Annotated in this window: 19 protein-coding genes and 7 tRNA genes; 14 read left to right on the top strand and 12 right to left on the bottom strand. The window is 45.4% G+C overall.

From position 1 onward, the window contains the following. Window positions 1-210 precede the first annotated feature (210 nt). From OC193_RS04830 to OC193_RS04800, 7 genes are all read left to right on the top strand, one after another. Window positions 211-295: transfer RNA gene (locus tag OC193_RS04830), tRNA-Tyr, on the top strand. A 103-nt stretch (window positions 296-398) separates the two neighbouring features. Further along, a tRNA-Tyr gene (locus OC193_RS04825) sits at window positions 399-483 on the top strand. Between the two features lie 103 nt (window positions 484-586). Continuing rightward, a tRNA-Tyr gene (locus OC193_RS04820) sits at window positions 587-671 on the top strand. Window positions 672-773: 102 nt separating this feature from the next. After that, window positions 774-858: transfer RNA gene (locus OC193_RS04815), tRNA-Tyr, on the top strand. Window positions 859-960: 102 nt separating this feature from the next. Continuing rightward, window positions 961-1,045: transfer RNA gene (locus tag OC193_RS04810), tRNA-Tyr, on the top strand. 102 nt (window positions 1,046-1,147) lie between these two features. Then, a tRNA-Tyr gene (locus OC193_RS04805) sits at window positions 1,148-1,232 on the top strand. A 102-nt stretch (window positions 1,233-1,334) separates the two neighbouring features. Continuing rightward, window positions 1,335-1,419 (top strand) — tRNA-Tyr (locus tag OC193_RS04800). 651 nt (window positions 1,420-2,070) lie between these two features. Here the strand turns inward: OC193_RS04800 and OC193_RS04795 are convergent. Further along, window positions 2,071-2,979, bottom strand: coding sequence for a Tim44 domain-containing protein (locus OC193_RS04795; RefSeq protein ID WP_048664246.1), 909 nt, complete (start codon window positions 2,977-2,979; stop codon window positions 2,071-2,073). 197 nt (window positions 2,980-3,176) lie between these two features. Between OC193_RS04795 and OC193_RS04790 the strand changes: the two genes are divergently transcribed. From OC193_RS04790 to OC193_RS04780, 3 genes are all read left to right on the top strand, one after another. Beyond that, entirely contained in the window at window positions 3,177-3,767 is a 591-nt protein-coding gene (locus OC193_RS04790) for a TetR/AcrR family transcriptional regulator (RefSeq protein WP_017071712.1), read from the top strand. Between the two features lie 17 nt (window positions 3,768-3,784). Next, a complete protein-coding gene (locus OC193_RS04785; protein ID WP_048664247.1) occupies window positions 3,785-5,659 on the top strand; it encodes an MFS transporter in 1,875 nt (624 codons plus the stop codon). 146 nt (window positions 5,660-5,805) lie between these two features. Further along, window positions 5,806-6,726 (top strand): YeiH family protein, encoded by a 921-nt coding sequence (locus OC193_RS04780; protein WP_048613077.1) that lies wholly within the window; start codon window positions 5,806-5,808, stop codon window positions 6,724-6,726. Between the two features lie 133 nt (window positions 6,727-6,859). On the opposite strand, the gene OC193_RS04775 is transcribed toward OC193_RS04780, so the two are convergent. The 7 genes from OC193_RS04775 to OC193_RS04745 all read right to left on the bottom strand — a co-directional run bounded on the left by OC193_RS04775 (window position 6,860) and on the right by OC193_RS04745 (window position 14,550). After that, the gene (locus OC193_RS04775) at window positions 6,860-7,027 is read right to left on the bottom strand and encodes a hypothetical protein (protein ID WP_048664248.1); all 168 of its coding nucleotides are present in this window, start codon (window positions 7,025-7,027) and stop codon (window positions 6,860-6,862) included. Between the two features lie 141 nt (window positions 7,028-7,168). Next, window positions 7,169-8,608, bottom strand: a complete 1,440-nt coding sequence (gene menE / locus OC193_RS04770) for an o-succinylbenzoate--CoA ligase (protein ID WP_048666239.1) — start codon at window positions 8,606-8,608, stop codon at window positions 7,169-7,171. A gap of 51 nt (window positions 8,609-8,659) precedes the next feature. Further along, window positions 8,660-9,667: an o-succinylbenzoate synthase gene (gene menC / locus OC193_RS04765; protein ID WP_048664250.1), complete on the bottom strand. Its 1,008-nt coding sequence runs from the start codon at window positions 9,665-9,667 to the stop codon at window positions 8,660-8,662. Window positions 9,668-9,742: 75 nt separating this feature from the next. Further along, window positions 9,743-10,609: a 1,4-dihydroxy-2-naphthoyl-CoA synthase gene (gene menB, locus OC193_RS04760; protein WP_017060170.1), complete on the bottom strand. Its 867-nt coding sequence runs from the start codon at window positions 10,607-10,609 to the stop codon at window positions 9,743-9,745. 102 nt (window positions 10,610-10,711) lie between these two features. Beyond that, window positions 10,712-11,512, bottom strand: a complete 801-nt coding sequence (gene menH, locus OC193_RS04755) for a 2-succinyl-6-hydroxy-2,4-cyclohexadiene-1-carboxylate synthase (RefSeq protein WP_048661466.1) — start codon at window positions 11,510-11,512, stop codon at window positions 10,712-10,714. A gap of 9 nt (window positions 11,513-11,521) precedes the next feature. Further along, on the bottom strand, window positions 11,522-13,246 hold the full coding sequence (gene menD / locus OC193_RS04750) for a 2-succinyl-5-enolpyruvyl-6-hydroxy-3-cyclohexene-1-carboxylic-acid synthase (protein ID WP_048664251.1): 1,725 nt from the start codon (window positions 13,244-13,246) through the stop codon (window positions 11,522-11,524). Further along, window positions 13,243-14,550 carry an isochorismate synthase gene (locus OC193_RS04745; RefSeq protein WP_080967319.1) on the bottom strand — a complete coding sequence of 436 codons (1,308 nt, stop codon included), beginning with the start codon at window positions 14,548-14,550 and terminating at the stop codon, window positions 13,243-13,245. The genes menD and OC193_RS04745 overlap by 4 nt, the downstream gene beginning before the upstream one ends. Before the next feature lie 296 nt (window positions 14,551-14,846). Between OC193_RS04745 and OC193_RS04740 the strand changes: the two genes are divergently transcribed. The 3 genes from OC193_RS04740 to OC193_RS04730 all read left to right on the top strand — a co-directional run bounded on the left by OC193_RS04740 (window position 14,847) and on the right by OC193_RS04730 (window position 18,234). Next, window positions 14,847-16,082: a pyridoxal phosphate-dependent aminotransferase gene (locus OC193_RS04740; RefSeq protein ID WP_048661469.1), complete on the top strand. Its 1,236-nt coding sequence runs from the start codon at window positions 14,847-14,849 to the stop codon at window positions 16,080-16,082. A gap of 168 nt (window positions 16,083-16,250) precedes the next feature. Further along, window positions 16,251-16,835, top strand: a complete 585-nt coding sequence (yfbR, locus tag OC193_RS04735) for a 5'-deoxynucleotidase (protein ID WP_017060613.1) — start codon at window positions 16,251-16,253, stop codon at window positions 16,833-16,835. A 55-nt stretch (window positions 16,836-16,890) separates the two neighbouring features. Continuing rightward, window positions 16,891-18,234 carry an anti-phage deoxyguanosine triphosphatase gene (locus tag OC193_RS04730; protein WP_048664254.1) on the top strand — a complete coding sequence of 448 codons (1,344 nt, stop codon included), beginning with the start codon at window positions 16,891-16,893 and terminating at the stop codon, window positions 18,232-18,234. Window positions 18,235-18,260: 26 nt separating this feature from the next. On the opposite strand, the gene OC193_RS04725 is transcribed toward OC193_RS04730, so the two are convergent. Beyond that, window positions 18,261-18,860 (bottom strand): tRNA-uridine aminocarboxypropyltransferase, encoded by a 600-nt coding sequence (locus tag OC193_RS04725; RefSeq protein ID WP_048661471.1) that lies wholly within the window; start codon window positions 18,858-18,860, stop codon window positions 18,261-18,263. 9 nt (window positions 18,861-18,869) lie between these two features. On the opposite strand from OC193_RS04725, the gene rrtA reads away from it, so the two are divergent. Then, window positions 18,870-19,418: a rhombosortase gene (rrtA, locus tag OC193_RS04720; protein WP_048664256.1), complete on the top strand. Its 549-nt coding sequence runs from the start codon at window positions 18,870-18,872 to the stop codon at window positions 19,416-19,418. Here the strand turns inward: rrtA and OC193_RS04715 are convergent. The 3 genes from OC193_RS04715 to OC193_RS04705 all read right to left on the bottom strand — a co-directional run bounded on the left by OC193_RS04715 (window position 19,409) and on the right by OC193_RS04705 (window position 22,334). Beyond that, a complete protein-coding gene (locus tag OC193_RS04715; protein WP_048661473.1) occupies window positions 19,409-19,708 on the bottom strand; it encodes a ComEA family DNA-binding protein in 300 nt (99 codons plus the stop codon). The two genes, rrtA and OC193_RS04715, sit on opposite strands and share 10 nt — an antisense overlap. A 247-nt stretch (window positions 19,709-19,955) precedes the next feature. Beyond that, complete coding sequence (gene ppiD / locus OC193_RS04710; RefSeq protein ID WP_048661474.1) at window positions 19,956-21,821, bottom strand: peptidylprolyl isomerase; 1,866 nt, start codon at window positions 21,819-21,821, stop codon at window positions 19,956-19,958. Window positions 21,822-22,040: 219 nt separating this feature from the next. Continuing rightward, the gene (locus OC193_RS04705) at window positions 22,041-22,334 is read right to left on the bottom strand and encodes an HU family DNA-binding protein (RefSeq protein ID WP_012604504.1); all 294 of its coding nucleotides are present in this window, start codon (window positions 22,332-22,334) and stop codon (window positions 22,041-22,043) included. Between the last annotated feature and the right edge of the window lie 94 nt (window positions 22,335-22,428).

Genomic DNA, 22,428 nt, shown 5'->3' with positions numbered 1-22,428 from the left:
AGTACGTAAACCTTAGTACAGATGTTCACTTCACGAGCAATATGCGTACTTTTCGCCATCTTTGCCCAAAAAGGCAGCATTTAACACAAAACCATAAGAAAAACCCTTTACAGGTTTAGCGTGTTTGCTATGATGCGCTCCGCACTTGAGAGATGCGTTGGGAAAAACATCTCTTTAGCCTATCCATTATGAGTTAGGAAAAATCACCCTGGAGGGGTTCCCGAGTGGCCAAAGGGAGCAGACTGTAAATCTGCCGGCTCCGCCTTCGATGGTTCGAATCCGTCTCCCTCCACCATATTTCTTCTTACCTCTTTTAAGAGTTAAGAGAACAACCTGATTGATGGGCTTATGGGAAAACATCAATTTAGGCTTACTTTGTGAAAAGTAAGACACACCCTGGAGGGGTTCCCGAGTGGCCAAAGGGAGCAGACTGTAAATCTGCCGGCACTGCCTTCGATGGTTCGAATCCGTCTCCCTCCACCATATTTCTTCTTACCTCTTTTAAGAGTTAAGAGAACAACCTGATTGATGGGCTTATGGGAAAACATCAATTTAGGCTTACTTTGTGAAGAGTAAGACACACCCTGGAGGGGTTCCCGAGTGGCCAAAGGGAGCAGACTGTAAATCTGCCGGCACTGCCTTCGATGGTTCGAATCCGTCTCCCTCCACCATATTCTTCTTACCTCCTTTGAGAGTTAAGAGAACAACCTAGTTGATGGGCTTATGGGAAAACATCAATTTAGGCTTACTTTGTGAAGAGTAAGACACACCCTGGAGGGGTTCCCGAGTGGCCAAAGGGAGCAGACTGTAAATCTGCCGGCACTGCCTTCGATGGTTCGAATCCGTCTCCCTCCACCATATTCTTCTTACCTCCTTTGAGAGTTAAGAGAACAACCTAGTTGATGGGCTTATGGGAAAACATCAATTTAGGCTTACTTTGTGAAGAGTAAGACACACCCTGGAGGGGTTCCCGAGTGGCCAAAGGGAGCAGACTGTAAATCTGCCGGCACTGCCTTCGATGGTTCGAATCCGTCTCCCTCCACCATATTCTTCTTACCTCCTTTGAGAGTTAAGAGAACAACCTAGTTGATGGGCTTATGGGAAAACATCAATTTAGGCTTACTTTGTGAAGAGTAAGACACACCCTGGAGGGGTTCCCGAGTGGCCAAAGGGAGCAGACTGTAAATCTGCCGGCACTGCCTTCGATGGTTCGAATCCGTCTCCCTCCACCATATTCTTCTTACCTCTTTTAAGAGTTAAGAGAACAACCTGATTGATGGGCTTATGGGAAAACATCAATTTAGGCTTACTTTGTGAAGAGTAAGACACACCCTGGAGGGGTTCCCGAGTGGCCAAAGGGAGCAGACTGTAAATCTGCCGGCACTGCCTTCGATGGTTCGAATCCGTCTCCCTCCACCATATTCTCCTTAATTGGAAAATCGAAAAGCCAACTCATTGAGTTGGCTTTTTTCGTTTCTGAACGCGTTATTGAAAAACCCTGTTTTATCAAGACAGAAGTTGAAACCGCTTCTGTCTAAGTTCAACGCTTCAAACTTCTATCCGTAGATCTCACAACAAGATTGAATCTCTTAAAGATCATTGAGCGCTCAGTCTCTTCAGGCTTCCATGTGGCGTCCACATACCAAGTAAGCAGCGCAACCTAAGCAGTTTGTAGATACATGCTCCTCACACTCGTCCGCTATTTGTTGTTTCTGCTGTAGTGATGTTTCAGGTTCTAGTATCGGCTCGAAAAACTCAGTCGTCACGATTAATACCTCTATCTTGGTTAGATAGCCTCGATTGAATATCTAAGTAAAATGAGTAACTTGCGTTCAGCCTAACTCACTGTTAGCACAAAGTATCACTCTAAATAATTGTCGTGATGGTACTGTTTTCTAGCAACGCGAATATCTAAAGAACTGCATCTTCTGTAAGCCGAAGGCAAACGCCCTTCTTAGAATTTACAGTTCCAAACAACCGGACACAAAAAAGCCCCTACAGATTTCTCCGTAAGGGCTTTCAATAATCAAAGTAATGTCAAGTTAACTCATTTTTAGTTAACTATCGAGATTAACCTTGAATACCAACAATTAACCACGGTGCATTTTGAGTCGTTAAATCACGCTCTAAGTGCCAGATATCAGTGATATCTTCTTCAATGCCGTCCGCTGTATCACGGTAGCGACCGCTAAACTGAAGGCTTAGCTGCGCTTTGCTACCATCATGATCTGCGCGAACGATTTCAGCATCAACGTACATTACGTCTGTGTGCTGATCACCGTCTAGCTTATTACGCTCAGCTTTTAGATCTTCAAATAGGCTTGGAGACACGTACTCTTCAATCGTGTTTAGCTCGTTGTGGTTCCATGCACCTTGCAGTGTACGGTAGTGCTCACGAGAGCCATTGATGAATGCCGCTTGATCAAAGCCTGGTGGGTAGTTATGTGGAACATCGCTTTGTGCACCAAAACCGAAACCACCAGCAGCGCCTTGTGATTGAGGCTGTGCTTGTTCGAAGTTATGAACGTTTGGTTGCTGCTTAGGTTGTTCAAACTTGTTCTGACCCATTCCGCCGAATGCTGGCTGTTGGCCACGTGCATTCTGCTGATTCATTGAGCCCTGCTTCGCACCCAACATTCCACGTAGGAATTTAAACGCTAGGAACGCAATCAGACCCATGATAAGAATATCCATAAACTGGATACCTTCAAATGCGCCACCAAAGAATGCTGCTAAAAGACCACCAGCAAGTAAACCACCTAGTAGACCGCCCATAAGGCCTTTCTTGCTAGAGTTAGCTGCTGTGTTCTTACCCGTTTGATCTTGTCGGATCGAATTCGTGTTTTGTTGTTTTGGTGCTGGAGCCGTTTTAAAGCTTTTGCCAAATGACTTACCACCACCAAACTTTTTCGCTTCCGCGATTGGCGTCACCGCGACTGTTACCAACAGGATCGCGACTAGTGAGAAAAATCGTTTCATTATTATCCTTTATAGGGTTCTTTATCTTTCGACACCTTAATCATACTCGTTAACAAAGAACAATGAAATATTCACGGCCTTTACACATGTATCATAATATTGCGGCTATTAATTGATTACTAAACTAGCGAAGGGATTGACGGCACTCTGGGGCAGCATTAAAATATTGAACGATGTTCATTTAATAGAAAGTACCCATGGCAAGACGAAACGATCATACTCGCGAGCAATTAGTGCAATTAACCTTAAAAACGGTGACCGACTTCTTAGAAGAGCACTCTTATCACGAGTTAAGTCTACGTAAAATCGCCAATATGATTGGTTACGTTCCAAGTACCTTGGTGAATGTATTTGGTAACTACAACCTATTGCTATTACATGTGGTCGCTCAAACATTAGATGAACTGGCGTCAGAATCTGCTGCAGCGGTTGAACAATCGAGCAACCCTCAACAAGCTCTATTCAACCTTGCATACTGTTACCACGATTTTGCACAAAAACACCCTCACCGTTGGCAGCTTATCTTTGAGCACAACATGAACGGTGAAAACCTTCCTGAATGGCAATCAAACCGCATCGATAGAATGACAGGTATGCTAGAGCAACTATTAATAGCTATTGCCCCTGAACATACTAAAAGCGAAGTCGTTAAAGCTAGCCGTGTATTATGGTCTGGAGTACATGGAATTACTCTACTCAGCGTTGATGATAAATTTTTCGCCGCTGAGCCAATCGATGGTAAAGAGTTGATCAATAACCTAGTCTCAAACTACTTAACCAACTGGTAATCATCCAAGGAAAGACAATGAACAACAGCAGCCAATCTTCGCTGTTAACGCAAAAAAGGTTCCTACCCTACTTTATTACCCAATTTCTAGGAGCCTTTAACGACAACATATTCAAAAATGTCCTGTTACTGTTTGTTGCTTTCGCAAGCGTAGACACGCTGCCTATTTCTAGCAATCTATTCATTAATTTGGCCGCTGGCCTGTTTATTCTGCCCTTCTTCCTATTCTCAGCTTTAGCCGGTGTACTGGCTGATAAATACGAAAAATCGTGGTTTATCCGTAAAGTTAAGCTCCTTGAAGTGGTGATCATGTCACTGGGTGCGATCGGATTTATCTATGAAAGCTACGGAATATTACTTCTGCTTCTGTTCCTTATGGGAACGCAGAGTGCTTTCTTTGGCCCAGTGAAATACGCCCTGCTTCCACAACAGTTAGAAACAAAAGAACTGGTATCTGGTAATGCTCTCGTCGAAACAGGTACATTCTTAGCGATCCTGATCGGTACTCTAGGCGCAGGCATCATTGCATCTGAAGAAAGCGCAAAGCTCATTGCCGCAGTGTGTATTGTTTCGTTCGCCGTGCTTGGCTATGTATCAAGCTGCTTTATTCCACAAGCGCCAAGTAATGCACCAGACCTGAAAGTGAAGTGGCAACCTGTAAAGCTCACCCGTGCAACACTGGCGATTGCCAAAAAAGACCGCCCAACCTTTCAAGCTCTAATGTCTATAAGCTGGTTCTGGTTCCTTGGGGCAGCTTACCTAACTCAGTTTCCCAACTTCACCAAACTGCATCTAAACGGTACTGAAAGCTCAGTCGCCTTTTTACTGGCACTGTTCTCAGTAGGCATCGCGATCGGCTCTTTAGCTTGCGATAAGTTATCTAATCACCGTATTGAAATCGGCATCGTGCCAATGGGCAGCTTAGGTATCTCGATCTTCGGTCTTTTGATGGCGATATCCATCCCGGAGTCTTTACCCAACTTTAGCTCTTTCCACCAATTCGTAACCTATTCAGAGCTGTGGCCGCTATTTGCTTACCTTCTGCTGTTGGGGATCTCTGGCGGTATCTTTATTGTTCCTCTGTATTCACTGATGCAGCTACGTGCCAAGCCAGATGAGCGTGCCCAAGTGATTGCCGGGCTCAATATTTATAACTCACTGTTCATGGTGGGAAGTGCGGTTTTAGGTATTGTTTGCCTCAGTGTTCTAGAGCTTTCAATTCCACAGCTGTTTGTGTTGCTCGCGTTGGGCAACACTTTGGTGATGCTGTACCTGTTTTATCAGGTTCCTATCTACGCTTTCCGCTTCTTTACGTGGGTGGTCACTCACACCATGTACCGAGTCAGGCATAAAAACTTACATCACCTGCCAGAAAAAGGCGGTGCGTTAATTGTCTGCAATCATGTAAGTTATATGGATGCACTGCTGCTGAGTGCGGTTTGCCCTCGTCTTATCCGTTTCGTGATGGAAGAGGAATACACCAAGTTACCGCCGATTCGACGTTTCTTGAAAAGAGCTGGGGTGATTCCAATCTCAGCAACCAACCGCAGTTCGATACGAAACGCTTTTAAAGAAGTAGAGCGAGCCCTGCATGAAGGCCACATCGTGTGTATTTTCCCAGAAGGAAAGCTAACCTCTGATGGCGAAGTGGCTGAGTTCATGCGTGGTATGGAGCTAATTATCAAACGCTCCCCTGTCCCTGTGATCCCTATGGCTCTAAAAGGATTATGGGGAAGCTACTTTAGTCGTTACAAAGGCCGTGCCTGCAAAGGGCTACCCACTCGCTTCTGGACCAAATTAGAGATAGAAGCTGGCGAACCTATTGCACCTAAAGAAGCCTCTTGTGAAACTCTTCGACTGTCGGTGTCCAATCTTCGCGGATCTCTACGCTAGCTAACCAGCCCTTTATTCATATCAGCTGAACAAGCGTTAAGTTTTCCTTAACGTTTGTTCAATTCATTTAGACTTACTTATCATTTTATTGAACGTATAGTGGTCTCATTACAATAACATCACTACAAAACAAGACTCTAAATACAATGAACCTAAAAAAGTCCGTTCCGTTTTATCTTGCTGCGCTGTTTTGCTTAACGCCTTGGGTCAGCTCACCGACAGCCCTGGTTATCGGTTTCCTGCTTGCTAGTTTAGGTTTAGTCCCTGAACACTTGGAAGTCGGCAAACTCACCAAAAAGCTACTAGCTTACTCGATTGTTGGCTTGGGTTTTGGCATTCAGTTTGAAAAAGCATTAGCGGTAACAGGCGATGGTATTGGTCTCATTGTAACGACGATTATCGGTACATTAGTCATTGGTTGGTTCTTGGCTAAGAGAATGGGGCTAGACCGCACAACGGGCTACCTTATCTCTTCTGGTACCGCGATTTGTGGTGGTAGCGCGATAGCAGCAGTGGCACCCGCGATCAAAGCAGACGATGAACAGATTGGTTTGGCGTTGGCCACTGTATTCGTGTTGAACTCGGTCGCTCTATTCTTATTCCCTATGATTGGTCACGCGCTTGAACTCAGCCAACAAACATTTGGTACTTGGGCAGCTATTGCGATTCACGATACGTCTTCAGTTGTCGGCGCAGCTTCAGCGTATGGCGAAGAAGCACTGACGACAGCGACCACATTGAAGCTCGCTCGGGCACTTTGGATCATCCCAATCGCTTTAATCAGTGCGATGATCTTCAAGAACGACCAAAAGAAGATTACGGTTCCCTACTTCATTTTCTTCTATTGCGCTGCTATCGCGGTTAGTGACTTACTGCCACAATTTGAGATGGTTTATCAAGGAATCTTTGATGTGTCTAAGCGAGCACTTGTAGTGTGTTTGTTCTTAATTGGCTGTGGTATTTCAGTTGAGAAGTTAAAAGCAGCAGGACCGAAACCATTGATGTTTGGTATTACAATGTGGGTCATGATCTCGACAGGCTCATTGGCGTGGTTAACTCTCGCCTAGACCGCAAACGAACGCTCTAGATAGTTGCTCGATTACCTAAACACTCAGATTAGCGAATAACAAAACAAAAAGGCAAAGCTCAAATGGGCTTTGCCTTTATCGTTTGTGGTAAATATATTCTTTGTTGCAACAATCACGAATCAAACAGGGGCTTATCACTCTTCTTGCTCTCTCTTTTCATTAAAACGAGTACCACAACCAACACAAATGCGGTGAGTTCAGCCAACGAGCGAGTCAACCCTGACGAAGTAACCGCTTGGCCTATCTGCAGCAAAACCGCAATGATGAGGGCAATTTTCATAATAAGACCTTATTCTATAATCCGTTATTTATATGGCTTATTATGATTGATGGTTATAAAGATAATAAATTCTGTTTTGAACTATCTAATTGCTAAATTAACTAACTGCAGGCCAAGTGAACAAAAAGACCTCCGGCTCAATTAGTTAGAGCGCCGGTGTTGCAACAACCACTGCGCTAATCCCGCGCGCGATACCTTAATACCTAACTGTTCTTGCTGAGGCATGCGGTAGTACTCAATTGGGAACTTAAATCGCTCTAGGCTTCCTTGTAGCTGCTCTGCAAACCATTCTTTGGTTAGAACTTCATCACAGTCCACAATAGCTACTGGTCTAAAACCAAATTCGCTGTCTTCTATGGGCACAATAAAGGCTTGCTTAACTTCGGGCAGCTGATTGAGTGCACGCTCAATTTCTTCACAGTGAATATTCTCACCGCCAGAAATAAATTGATTGTCGGCTCTGCCAATAATCGACACTTGCTCACCAACCCACTCCCCAAGATCCTTGCTATCAAACCAGCCGTGCTCGTCCACCAATGGTGTTAATTTACCTTGATGGTAATAACCAGAAGCGAGGGTATTGCCTCCAATATAGATACGTTGGTTTTCAATTTTCAATTGACGATGATTAAGCACAAAACCAGCAGTGCTGCTCGCATCTACAGGCTTTGCCGTCACCGTAGAGGCTGCTTCCGTCATGCCATAACCAAGCCAAGTCTCAATCCCCATTTGCTGAGCTTCAAGGCCAAGCGCCTCTGGAATATGGCTACCACCCAAAAGTACATGAGTTAAAGTAAGTGCTTGCTTACTCTTTAACAATCGATGTAACTGAGTAGCCACCAATGAGGCATGACTGCAACCTTCTATATCGGTTTCAAGGTGGCCAGAACCTATTTTGATGCAGCCACCCGTAGCCAGCCAACGATGAACAATTGCCAACCCTGACACATGGTACATAGGTAAACTCAGTAACCAAGTGTTACCTTGTTGATAACGAAACACCTCAAGTAGCCCAGACGCAGAACATAAGTGCTGCTCAAGTGTATGGGCGACCGCTTTGGGGTTTCCAGTAGAACCTGAAGTGAATACGATGCTCGCTAGATTTTTCGGATTGAAGTTAGAGTCTTGAGATGTCGAGAGCCGATTGTCATCACCATCGACCTTAACTTCATTTAAGCAAGGCAAGGTCACCAACTGAGTATTCAAATCGGCAGTCTCTGATTGCTCTATTCCATAATTGTCCAAAAGCCAAAGGTAGCTCTGTTGATCTGCTTGATATAAGGCATCGAGCTTTTGCTTCAGGCGTAAACTAGGCTGAGGCATCGTAAACGCACAAACCACACCTAAATTGAGTGCGGCAAGGTAAACAGGGATCACTTCAGATTGATTCTTACCTACAATCGTCAGTACATCACCTTCAGATAGGCCTTGATGAGATAGCTGTTGTTGGTACTCACTAACCAACACAAACACTTGTTGCCAAGTATAAGTGCGGTGAGTAGTCACTAGCGCTGGTTGAAGTGGTTTTTGCTGCGCCCACTGTACCCAGAGCGGGTGATGATTAGATTGTGGGCGCATCATAAGATAACCAAGTTATAGATTGAAACTGACTAAGCCAACCGAACAGTCGGCCTATGAAGACCAAATCAATTGCTGCTGTTCAAGGGTAGAAACCGGAAGCTGACAACCCGGCCATGAAACTTCCAACTGTTGCTGATACAAGCCAATCGTATCCAGCCCCGGCACTTCATTTGGCAGATATTGCTGCGACAGACGAGCAATCTGAGTCAGACCTAGGCTCGACTCAATGCTTGAACTCAATACAGGTTTAATTCCAAGTTGCTGTGCACGCTCAATGATTGCCACACAACGCTCTACAGAGCCAATGAGAGTTGGCTTGATAACTACAGCTTTAACACCAGTAAGGTCGCTAAGATCAAACTCTGGATTACGCACAGCTTCTTGCAGTGTTTCATCCCAAGCAATCGCTACGCCGTGGTCAATAGCAAATGCCAAGCTGTCTTCCGGCTTTTGGCAAGGCTCTTCAATAAAGCTGATACGCTGACGTAATGAAGGCGAAATGTACTTAATGAACTGCTTCGCTTTTTCTGGCTTCCACGCACGGTTGGCATCAAGCCTTAGAGTCAAATCCGGAATCGATTCAAGGAATAAGCTAACCAGCATGCCATCGCGAATCGCTTCGTAGAGGCCGACTTTCACTTTTGCAACCTTCTCGCCTTCCATTTCATTTAGTACAGGGATCAGTTCATCTGGATCACCTGTACACAAAGGCGCAGCCTGGTAGTTACCTTCCGTGTTGAGTTCGCCTCGTAATTCCATCATCGCCATCGAAAAACCGAAGGCAACAGAAGGATATAGCTCATTAAAAGGCGTTTGAGGGTTGTTGTGACTCCAAAGCTCTAATTCATGTTGCAGTTGAATACCGGCTTGTTCAGCATCTTCTTGGCTGAAGCCTGGCAGAGGCGCAACTTCACCAAAACCAGTTTTACCGTCACACTCTAGTTGGATGACATAGCCAACGCGTTCGTTCAACTTATTGTCACGAAGAACCACTCCACTATCCATAGGTAATTGATAACGGTAGAGTTTAGCGTGACGCTGAGAATTCACTGAGTTCATAAAGTTTCCTAAAAAACGGGGAACATCAAAACAAAACGAGCCGCTATTAGCGACTCATTTTGAAAAGGAGAAAGACTATGGGTTACGCGGGAACTTGTCGAAGTCCGGTCGACGTTTCTCGTTGAATGCGTTACGGCCTTCTTGACCTTCCTCTGTCATGTAGAACATCATGGTTGCGTTACCAGCCAACTCTTGTAGACCGGCTTGACCATCACAGTCAGCATTAAGAGCTGCTTTCAAGCAACGTAGAGCCATTGGGCTGTGCTGCAGCACTTCACGACACCAACGAACGGTTTCTTTTTCTAGGTCAGCGACAGGCACAACCGTGTTCACCAAGCCCATGTCCAATGCTTCTTGAGCATCATAGAAACGGCATAGGAACCAGATTTCACGCGCTTTCTTTTGGCCAACGATACGAGCCATGTAAGAAGCACCCCAGCCGCCATCGAATGAACCTACTTTAGGACCCGTCTGACCAAACTGCGCGTTTTCAGCAGCAATCGTAAGGTCTGCCATCATGTGAAGTACATGACCGCCACCGACAGCCCAACCCGATACCGCTGCGATTACTGGTTTTGGACAAGTACGAATTTGACGTTGGAAATCCAGTACGTTTAGGTGATGTGTACCTGAATCGTCTTGGTAGCCGCCGTAGTCACCGCGAATACTTTGGTCACCACCAGAACAGAACGCCTTCTCACCAAGACCCGTCAAAATGATCACGCCTACTTTCTCGTCGTAACGAGCGTCAGCCAATGCATTGATCATCTCTTTTACGGTTTGTGGACGGAACGCATTGTGGACTTGAGGACGCGCAATCGTGATTTTTGCAATACCGTCGTCAGACTTGTGGTACTGAATATCTTCGTATTGACTGCTTTCATCGCTCCAGTTAACTGCCGCGTAAAGTTCTTCTTCTGTGATGCCTACTGTTTTAGCCATGGTGATTCCCATTGTTCTATTAGAGACCACGACTAACGAGTAGTCGTGACGGTGTTGCTCTGCTTTTGATAGTGCTTGATACGAGAGAATCGCTCAGTCAGATTAACGACGACTGGCGATACATTGGATTATCAGGTTGGAAAACAGTTCTGGTTGCTCAAAATGAACATTATGACCAGCGTAATCCACCTGACTATATTCAAAGCCACTATTCTCAGCTAGCTCCATGAATTTACGGTCTTTTTCTCCACACACATAATGCAATAAGTGCTCATGAGATTTCAATGTGGCACGTAAATCCGGTTGCTTAGCTAACGAAGTAGATAACAACATATTTGCTACGGATACTCCAAGGTTACCACTACGCTTTATGACCAAAGTTTGTCTTTGCTCATGATTTAGTGAAGAAAAGACGCTTTGTTGATACCAATCGTCTAAAACATCTTCAATCGACTGCTGTGCAAAGCGAACAGCCCACTGCGTATCATGTACTAACCTTTGCGCTCTTTCTTCATCACATTCCAAACCAAAGTTGCCACCTTCAATGATGACTTTCTCTAGGTTAAGCGTCTCGAAGCAAGGGCTTGTCACCCCATACATAGCGAGTCTGCCGCCCATAGAATATCCGATCACCACGATAGGGTAATCAGCAGGAAGATCGTTGAGCGCCAGTTGAGATGTGATGCACTGGACAATTTTCTTGCAGCAATGATCAAACCCTACCGGATCGATAAAGCGACTTTGTCCGTGTCCGGGTAAATCTATGCAAAGGAGAGGAAAATCCTCTAGGAATGGATGACATGCACTCCAATCATCCCCGCTCCCGAGTAAACCATGTAAAAAAACAAGCAAAGGTTTGTCAGAAGAATCTTGTACAGCTGGGTAATAATCGGAGTAAAGCATGTAAAGTCCTTAGGCTAATGCCTCGGTGAGCATTGAACTGAATTGTTTCAGCAAAGTAGACGCTTGTTCGGGAGGCGTCTTAACTTCCACGAGCAAGGTACCCTGACCCTGTTCGAAATGTTGTTCGATAATGGTTTGATAGCAATTCAAGGTTTCTGGCGCAGCGTATCCCAACTGGAATTGCGCAGCAGCGTGTTCAAAACTGAAACCATGAGGCATTTGATAAAGTGACTGTTTCTGCTGCTCTGGCACCGGCAATAAATCAAAGATCGCACCACCATCATTGTTGGTCACAACAATAACCATCGGCGTTAAATTATGAGTCAGCAGAGCCAGTGAGTTGATGTCGTAAAGCAAAGAAGTATCGCCAATCAACATCAATAAAGGATTCTGGTTAGCTTTCACCACGCCCGCAGCCGTCGCCACCAAGCCATCAATGCCCGATGCACCACGATTGCTGTAAACTCGATTCGCAGATATTGACGACAACATATCCACCAGCCTTACCATCAAGCTGTTTCCCACAAACAACTCTCTGTCTTTAAGTCTAGACGACAAGTCAACCGCAACACTCAACTCTGTCAGTTGGTCATTATTAGATATTTGTGCGAGTGCGAGTTGCTGAACGGTATTTGCGACCTCGATTAAAGGCGTCGCCCAACCAGAGTGTTTGCCTAACAATGTTGGCAGGTGTTGATCGGTTATCCATGACTCAATATTGGCAACAATATGAGTTTGAGGTAGATGATCTTGATTTATACGGTGCGCATCAGGTGAAACCACTACATATTGCTTGGAATCGAACGAAGCCGCTTGTGACTTAATCCATTGGTTTAATCGTTTAGAAACGATGCGCTCACCAAACTGAAGAATAAAATCACACTGGTTGAGTTGCTCTTTAACTGAGTCACTCTGTAACCACAGATCATAATGCTTCCAATCACTGTTCACGCCCGATTGAGGATCACAGAAGATTAGCCAGCCCAAAGCAGAAGCAAACTGCTGTGCTTTTGTTGCCGCTTCTTTATCAATAGAACCAATAATCACCGCACCTTTACGCTCTAGGTAATCGCCTGGCGCTACTGGCTGTACAGTCAAATGATTGGGTAAACAAGTATTAGAATACGGGGTGGCTGACGAGCTCCACCCTGCGATACTTTTAGTGTAATCCGCATACATTTCATCACTGTTCTTAGAATATAGCGGCTCTGGGAACGGACAATTGATATGAATCGCGCCGCCAATATTGCATTGTTTCGCAAGCGCACTATCAACCGATGTTAGCAGCCAATTCAAAGAAACTTGTATCGTAGGGCTTGGAAGGTTAAGCGCCGTTTCAACGTGAGACGAAAAGATACCCTGTTGCTGGATCGCTTGGTTAGCGCCGCAATCCACTAAATCGATAGGTCGATCTGAGGTCAGTAAAATCAGCTTCTCTCGTGTTAACCCAGACTCAGCGGTCGCAGGAAGAAGGTTCGCGACAGCTGTTCCCGATGTCACAATCACCGCAACGGGCTTGTTACTCGCCTTAGCTAAACCTAAAGCTAAAAATCCAAGCCCGCGCTCATCAAAGTGCGTGTGTAAGGTTAACTTGGGATTAGCTTCAGCTTCGAGAGTTAACGGTGTTGAGCGAGAACCCGGTGCAACACAAACATGTTCAACACCGTTGCGTGCTAGCTCTTCAAGTAATGTGTGACACCAAACTCTATTTAATACGGCTTGGTCGTGATTCATGACGCCACACCCAGTGGGGGATGATCGGAAATTAGGCTGAGTAAAGTCGACATCTTCTTGTTCAGCTCTTGCCACTCATGTTCAGCAACCGATCCCGGCACGATCCCTGCTCCAGCGAACAGCTGTACTTGATCGTTTACAATCAAGGCGCTTCGAATCGCCACGCAGAATTCCGCTCTCTGATGGCTGATATAGCCTACAGAGCCTGCATACCAGCCTCGAGCAAACGGTTCGTGTTCAAGAATGAAATCCATCGCTTCTTCACGTGGCAAACCCGCTACCGCTGCAGTTGGCTGTAAGGCAGCAAGCAACTGCACACCATTAACACCATTATTAAGTTGAGCATGGATATTGCGCTTCAAATGCTGCACCTTACGCAAGCGCACTAAGCGGGCATCCTTTTCAACATGGACCGTTTGAGAATGAGGAGTCAGACGCTCAATGATGTCGTCAACCACATACTGGTTCTCATTGAGGTTTTTGCTGTCTTGAGAAAGCCAGTTGGCCAGTTCCATATCCTCAGTAGCGTTCTCTCCACGACCAATGGTTCCAGCAAGCGCTTCGGTATCGAGCTCAGTACCATGTCGGCTATATAAGCGCTCTGGCGTCGAGCCAATAAAGCTGTGTTTAGAGTCCAGCACCAACATAAAGTGAAAGCTGTGGTGGTTTTGCAAATAGCTGGCTTTAAGGAGTTGAGCCGCACAAATAGGCGCATTAAGCTGGAGCGTGGTTTTACGCGCTAAAACGACCTTCTTGTACTCTTCATCGCTAATGCCTTTTAGAACTTTCTCAACCAATCCGCCCCACTGTTCTCTTTCTGGAACGTGGTTAATCTGTTCAATATGAGCAGATAACGGCGCCAATATCGCCGCTTCAACGGATAACTTATTTAAGGCATTGATAGAAGCAACGCGATCAGGAGACAAGTTAACCGCCAGCGACCAAGTGTTGTCAAAGCGAATTAATTCAACCTGGGGAAGGAAGAAAAACGATTCCATGCAGCGACGGTTCTTTGCGGTGTGCCCGTCAAACGAGCGTCCACCCCAGATTCGTTGGTCTTCGCCAAGAATCGCGTACGCAGGTGCAGGATCTGAAAACGTATGTAACTGTCCGAGCGCAACAACCTCTTCACGAGTGTCGCGTGACTGCCAGTAGAACTTAGGAAAGAGCGGTTGAGCATGAAGCCATTCTATAAATGCAAACGATGGTTTTTGCGTTAGAACTTCAACACAACGAACTTCGCTTGCTTGGGCATTTTGTACTCGCTCAATCAAAGCGGAGATAGTTTGCTGGAAATGTGACAAATCAACCTCGTTCACATCTAAATTATTATTATATTAGTTTGATACTTTATGGGCAGTACCCACTTAGATCAAGAATGTACTATATCTTTTCAACATTCCTGTGATTTTAAGCGATCCCGCCCCTTTATTCATCTTAGCCAATAACCAAGAAAGCGATTAATTAAAATTTAGAAAAGAGTGACAACAAAAAGGCTAAACGTGACACTGAAATGCGACATTCATCAGATTTTTATTCTATCAAACGCCATTTTGCGGTACTTTAATAAAGTATTTAAATTAATTTCAGGAAATCGGCAATGCAAAATATCGGGATGTCGTCAAAACTCAACAGCGTATGCTACGAAATCAGGGGGCCTGTACTCAAACATGCTAAGCGCATGGAAGAAGAAGGGCATAAAATACTAAAGCTTAATATTGGTAACCCCGCCCCATTTGGTTTTGACGCCCCTGATGAAATCCTTGTTGACGTAATCCGTAATCTACCGACATCTCAAGGTTACTGCGACTCAAAAGGCATCTATTCAGCCCGCAAAGCGGTTGTTCAGCACTATCAGAAAAAAGGCCTACGCAATCTTGACGTAGAAGACGTTTACATTGGTAACGGCGCATCAGAGCTTATCGTTATGTCTATGCAGGCGCTACTGGATAATGGTGATGAAATCTTAGTTCCCGCTCCGGACTACCCACTATGGACAGCGTCTGTTGCGCTTTCTGGTGGTACACCGGTTCACTACATGTGTGATGAAGATGCTGATTGGTATCCAGATTTAGACGACATGCGCGCGAAGATCTCTCCAAAGACTCGCGGCATCGTTCTTATCAACCCGAACAACCCAACAGGTGCGGTTTACAGCCGTGATTTCCTACTACAAGTTGTCGAAATTGCCCGTGAGCACGGTCTAATCATCTTCGCTGATGAGATTTACGATAAAGTACTTTACGACGGCGCAGTACATACCTCTGTCGCAACGCTTGCTGAAGACGTATTAATGGTCACGTTCAACGGTCTGTCTAAGGCTTATCGTGTATGTGGTTTCCGTGGTGGTTGGATGTTCTTAACGGGCCCTAAACACCTAGCAAAAGGTTATGTCGAAGGGCTAGAGATGCTTGCCTCGATGCGTTTGTGTGCCAACGTACCAATGCAGCACGCCATCCAAACGGCATTAGGTGGCTATCAGAGTATCAATGAGTTGATTCTTCCTGGCGGCCGTCTACTTGAGCAACGTGACCGAGCATGGGAACTGATTAACAAGATTCCTGGCGTTTCTTGTGTGAAACCAAAAGGCGCGATGTACTTGTTCCCTAAGATCGACACCAAGATGTACAACATCAAAGACGATCAGAAATTCGTACTAGACTTCCTTAAGCAAGAGAAGGTGCTATTGGTTCAAGGTACGGGCTTCAACTGGCCGAAACCGGATCACTTCCGCATCGTGACTCTGCCGCACATTGAGGATCTAGAAATCGCGATTGGTCGCCTAGAGCGCTTCTTGCAAACTTACAGCCAAGACGATCTCGTCGACGTTAAATAAACACAATGAAAGGTGGCTACAATTTGCTGTTTTAAAAGACTTTAACTTGTATTCAATCACTTCTATGCTTAAAAGGCTCCTGTTTAGGAGCCTTTTTTGTATCCGCTGTCTCGTACAGTTTGTGGCAAACACAAGGTACGAGTGGAGCACTCTCTAGATAGGACACTTATGAAACAGAGCCATTTCTTCGCCCATCTCGCACGCATGAAGCTGATTCAACGTTGGCCCCTGATGCGATCTGTTTCAAGCGAGAACATTTCAGAACACAGCCTACAGGTCGCTTTCGTTGCCCACGCTTTGGCGCTGATCAAAAACAAGAAGTTTGATGGTCAACTTAATCCTGAGCATATTGCTCTGCTTGGCATGTACCACGACACCAGTGAGGTACTGACAGGTGATTTGCCAACGCCAGTTAAATACTACAACCCGGATATCGCCCAAGAATATAAGAAGATAGAAGCCGCAGCAGAGCAAAGACTGCTTTCTATGTTGCCAGAGGAGTTCCGAGACGACTTCGCCCCATTTTTAATATCTGGAACAGCGAGTAAAGAAGAGCAAAGCATCGTCAAGCAGGCCGACACCATCTGTGCTTACCTGAAATGCTTGGAAGAGCTCAGTGCGGGCAATCATGAATACGAGCAAGCCAAGCGCCGACTGGAAGAGACACTCGAACAACGCAAAAGCCCAGAAATGGACTACTTTCTCACCACATTTGCGCCAAGCTTTGAATTATCACTAGACGAGATAAGCTAGCTGGGTATAAGTTGTTTTTAATTAGCTAAATAAAATCAATTTGATAGGTGCTATTTTGAATTCTCTACTCGAACCACCCTTTGTACTCGAACAAGAATGGCAGCATCGAAATGACGATGAACATAAAATAAGACGAGATGATCACCGTAGCCCATATCAACGTGACCGAGCGCGCGTGCTTCACTCTGCTGCTTTTCGTCGCTTACAAGCGAAAACCCAGATTCATGGCACCATGGTGAATGACTTTCATCGAACACGCCTTACTCACTCTCTTGAGGCCGCCCAGCTTGGCACAGGTATCGTTGCTCAACTGAAGAAAAAGCAACCCGAGTTTCGAGACCTATTACCCTCAGACAGTTTAATTGATTCACTGTGTTTGGCTCACGACATCGGTCATCCACCATACGGACATGGCGGCGAAGTCGCACTCAACTATATGATGCGCGACCACGGCGGCTTTGAAGGCAACGCTCAAACGTTTCGCATTGTCACTCAGCTAGAACCTTACACTGAGAATCACGGGATGAACCTGTCTCGACGCACGCTACTGGGGTTAATTAAGTACCCTTCGCTGCTCAGTCAAGTCCAAGCGAGATTACAGTCTGAACCTGTAAAGCATCAACGACAGCTCCGAGCCAAAGATTGGATGCCGGCAAAAGGCATCTACGATCATGATGAAGAGTTGTTTAACTGGGTGCTTGAACCGCTTTCAAGCAGCGACCAACAGCTCCTAAAACAGAAAAGAAAAACGCATACCGAGCCACTTGAGCACAATAAGACCAAATATAAGTCACTGGACTGTTCGATCATGGAGCTGGCTGATGACATCGCGTATGGCGTGCACGATTTAGAAGATGCGATTGTGCTTGGTTCTGTGACCAAAGCTCAGTGGATCGAATCGGCTTACCCTCAGCTGAAAGAGATGGCCGACCCTTGGATTTGTGAACACCTAGATTCAATTACAGAGATGCTTTTCTCTGGTGAACAGTATCGTCGAAAGGATGCGATTGGTGGAATCGTCAACGCATTGTTGACCAGTATTTCAATTAAGCAAGTGGATGCTAGCTTTGAGAATGTGCTTTTGGCTTACAATGCGGTGCTTGAACCAAGCATGGACGGCACGCTTGATAAACTGAAACACTTTGTCAGCGAGTTTGTGATTCAAGTGCCTCAGGTTCAAGTCATCGAATACAAAGGCCAACAGATCATCATGGATATGTTTGAAACATTCAGCGCTGATCCTGAACGCTTGCTGCCACTGCCCATCAAGAAGCAATGGCTACAGCATCAAGATGAGTCTCGAAAAATGCGCGTGATTGCGGATTACATTTCATCAATGACTGATGATCTTGCGCAGAAAATGCATCAGCAACTATTCTCGGCTCATACCGAGTTTTAATTCCTGACTCATTTTACTGAAACGGCTTAATCTAAGTAGTTTTTCTCAAACACACCCGGCGGCATTTGATTGATTTGAAACTGAATCATTTGATCAAATGCCGTTAGCAAAGGGCTAAATTCGCCATCACTCTCTAACAAGCTAAGCAAATGATAGCCAGCTTCAACGGTTGAAAGGCTGTTTTCACTGGGTGCTTTGCGAATTCGGTAATTACCCTTGAGATCTTTGGGTAAGTGGACCGTGTTCAACGCATGCAAGTTATTCGACACTTGCCACATCTTGAATGCTTTCTTCCACGTCCCATCCAATAAAATCACACGTAGCTTCTTGCTTGGGTATGTTGCCGACTCAACAGGCACAGAATTTTCACTTGGGTATAAAATCACATGTTGGTACTGTTCATCGGCCAGCAATGCGTTCAGTTGTTCGTTGTCTGAAAAGTCTTCACCAACAAGCGTCACGCTGTTTTTTAGAGATAACGAGAGAATACGCGCGGTTCCCATCGGACGGTGCTCTTCTGATGGGTGCTGAAGAATGATAAGCTCAACATTCGATTCGAGTGGTGTAACCCACTGACAAATACAAGCTTTCAAAGCCTTGCTGCATTGGGGGCAATAACGAGACATGGATTTAATGTGTACCCTGTTTTAATTTTCACTTCACTTTTATGCGTCTTATTCCAATTTGAGCCAATACAAGCTTGGGTCGTATGGGATAGCAATGCGATTGCCGAGGGGCAATGGTGGCGGATCCTAACAGGAAACTTTTCACATACCAACTACTCGCACCTTCTGATGAATCTAGCAGGCTTATGGATCATCAGCTATCTGTTTCAACCGAGTAAAAAACAGCTTGTTCTTGCTCTGCTTGTGATTAGTCTAGTGACTGGGATCGCTCTGTTGTTTTCGAGTATTCAGATCTATGTTGGCCTATCTGGCACTTTGCATGGGTTGTTTGGCTTATTCGCGCTCAGAGAGGCTTTAAACGGCAGGAAATCTAGTTGGCTATTAGTGTTGGGGTTAGTAGCTAAAATCGCTTGGGAGCAGCTTGTTGGCCCCTCTAGCACGACTGGCGAACTGATTAACGCTCGTGTCGCAATTGAAGCCCACCTAGCAGGTGCTCTGGTCGGGGGCTTCATAGCTATCGTTCTATACCTAACCAATAAAGAAACGGATCAAAGCTGAATTCTTTCGCGGTTCTTTTTAACTGTCGCTTCACCTATCCCTTTGACACTCGCCAAGCCATCAGCAGTTGTAAACGCCCCGTTCTGCTCTCTGTAGTCGACAATCTCTTGGGCTTTTTTGTCACCAACACCAACCAGTAGTGCTGATAGCTCTTCTGCTGTCGCGGTATTGATGTTAACCGTAATCTCAATGCCATCGTAAAGCTCAGCTTTAGTTGGGCTGTCTGCAAACACTGCAGGGCTTAAGAGCATCAGAAATGAAAGAAGTAGTGTTGAATATATCGTGCGCATAAATCGTTCCTTTGTACAAAAAAAAGGTAACTTATGCATTTGCCGCACTAGATAACACAATCACCAGACAAAAATAAAGCGGGTCACCTAAGTGACCCGCTTCGTTATACATCTTGTTTTCATCAGTGTGTTTGTTGGCTCACAAATCTGATTTATCGAATAAACCTAATTTGAAAAACAACAACCATCGCATGTGACTCTCGGTAGTCAGTAACCAAACAGGCTTAACTACCGGGCTAATCGATGCTTACTGACCTTGGCCTACTACGTAGTATTCAACGTCTGCGTTTTTACGAAGTACGTTTAGTACGTTAGTCAGATCTTGTTGGTTACCAACTCGTTCCAACTGTGCACCAATTTGAGTGCTGTAAGCTGGGTTGATTTCAGCCGTTACCTTAGAAAGCTCAACAACAACGATGTTACCGTCTTGGTCTTTAGATTGACCGAACACAGCTTGGCCTGCTTCTGGTTTCGCTAGAGCGAATACAGATGCTGCTAACGGAGAGTTGCGGTCAATCGTTTCAAGTTCAGTGAACTCAAGATTGTTGTCCGCTAGCACTGCTTCATTGCCTTGCTTTAGTTCGTTCACTAGAGAAACACCTAGTTCAACCGCTTGTTGCTCAGCTTGTACAGCAGACAATGCAGCGACAACTTGATCTTTCACTTCAGCTAGAGGAAGAACTGTCTCGTCGCGAGTCTCTTCTACACGAACAACGATCACGTGTTCAGGAGCCACTTCGATAACTTCAGAGTTTAGACCGTCTTCTTTCACTTCAGGGCTCAAGATAGCTTGCATAACTGCAGGCGTCATCAGAACTTCTGGAGCGTCAATTTGAGAGATGAAATCTGTTGTTGTGATCTTCGCATTGATAGCTTCTGCAGAATCATCAAGAGAATCTGGGAATTCAAACGCTACTTTTTCGAGCTCAGTTTGTTGCTCGTAGAACTGGTCTACAGCGTGCTGGTCTAGAAGCTCTTGCTTAATCTCTGCCGCTACTTCAGTGTAAGGCTGAGCTTGAGACGCTTTTAGTTCGTCGAGCTTGATGATGTGGTAGCCGAAATCAGATTTAACTAGACCAGTCGTGTCACCAATATTCTCAAGAGCGAAAGCCGCGTCTTCGAATGCTGGGTCCATCACATCACGTTCGATCCAACCTAGGTCACCGCCAACGTCAGCACTGCCGAAGTCGTCAGATTTCTCTTCCGCTAGCGTAGCAAAATCAGCGCCTGCATTTAGTTCGTCTAGGATAGACTGAGCTTTCGCTTCGTCATCGCCTTGAACTAAGATGTGGCTAACTTTACGTTGCTCTTCAGTTGAGTACTTGTCTAGGTGCTCTTGGTAGTACTTCTGCGCTTCTTCATCGCTTACTTCAAGCTGAGACTTAAGTGCTTCAGCAGAAAGCTCAATGTAAGATACCTTCGCTTGCTCTGGACGAGTGTAAGCTGCAGGGTTCTCTTGGTAGTACTGTTCGATCTGTTCGTCAGTTAGCTCGATGCCTTTCGCAAGGTCAGCAACAGACAGTGTCACTGTGCGAATGTCACGAGTTTGTGCGATAAGCTTGCTCTGAGTATCGATTTCACCTTGAAGAACGAATTCACTACCTTGAAGTGCAGTCACAAGCTGGTTGCGCATTAGGTCACGACGCATGTATTCAGCGAAGCTCTCTGCGCTGAAACCTGCACGACGTAGTGCCGATTGGTAAACTTCTTGGTCGAATTGACCAGCTGTTTGGAACTGAGGCATTTCTAGAATCATGGTACGGATTTGAGAATCACTGATTCGTAGGCCTAAAGACTCAGCTTGCTGCTCAAGCAGTACATCGTTGATCATGCGATCAAGTACTGATTTACGGAAAGACTCTACGTATGCAGGGTCTGCAAGCATTTGAGCGAAGTAATCGCCAAGTTGAGACTGCATGCGATTACGTTCGTTTTGGTAAGCCTGTTCGAACTCACCACGAGCAATTTCTGTGTTGCCAACTTTAGCTGCTGCGTTGTTACCGCCACCGGTGATGTAGCTGCCTACACCTGCGAATACGAATGACAGGATAATCAACCCAAGGATAATTTTTACCGCGATGCTATTCACGCCTTCGCGTAATCGATCCATCATAATTTAAGTGCTCTCCGGATATGAAGCATTGGCTTCAAAATAAAAATCTATTCACGCGATATTATCAGAAAAAGAAATGCGCATCAGTAGGATGCGCATAATTTAAATAAGTTCAATGTGCTTTGTACACATACTGTTTAAGAATGAAACATCATTTTTCAAACAGTAAACGCATTTTACAGCCTTCCCCTCGCAAAACCGAGGTTTCAGCCGTAGAAATTAGTTACATGCGTCTTTAAGTGCTTTACCCGCTTTGAAGCCAGGTACTTTAGCTTCTGCGATTTGGATCTCTTCACCAGTTTTTGGGTTACGACCTGTACGAGCAGCACGAGTACGAACACTGAAAGTACCAAAGCCAACAAGTGCAACTTGGTCGCCTGATTGTAGCGTTGTGCCAACTGCTTCGATGAATGCGTCTAGAGCGCGGCCAGCTGAAGCTTTAGAGATGTCTGCGTTTTCTGCGATTGATTCTACTAGTTGTGTTTTATTCACTGTTTTTCCCCTATGTGTCATCTGTGACTACTTCTTGATGACTGTACGTTCCATTTTGGTTTTAATTTAGCCGCAAGCCTTATTGCAAAAGGGCTGCCGCTTTGATCAATAACTT

Source organism: Vibrio crassostreae, from assembly GCF_024347415.1.
Classification (GTDB): domain Bacteria; phylum Pseudomonadota; class Gammaproteobacteria; order Enterobacterales; family Vibrionaceae; genus Vibrio; species Vibrio crassostreae.
The sequence above is the reverse complement of the archived record's forward strand: the minus strand, read 5'-3'. Positions and strand labels throughout refer to the sequence as shown.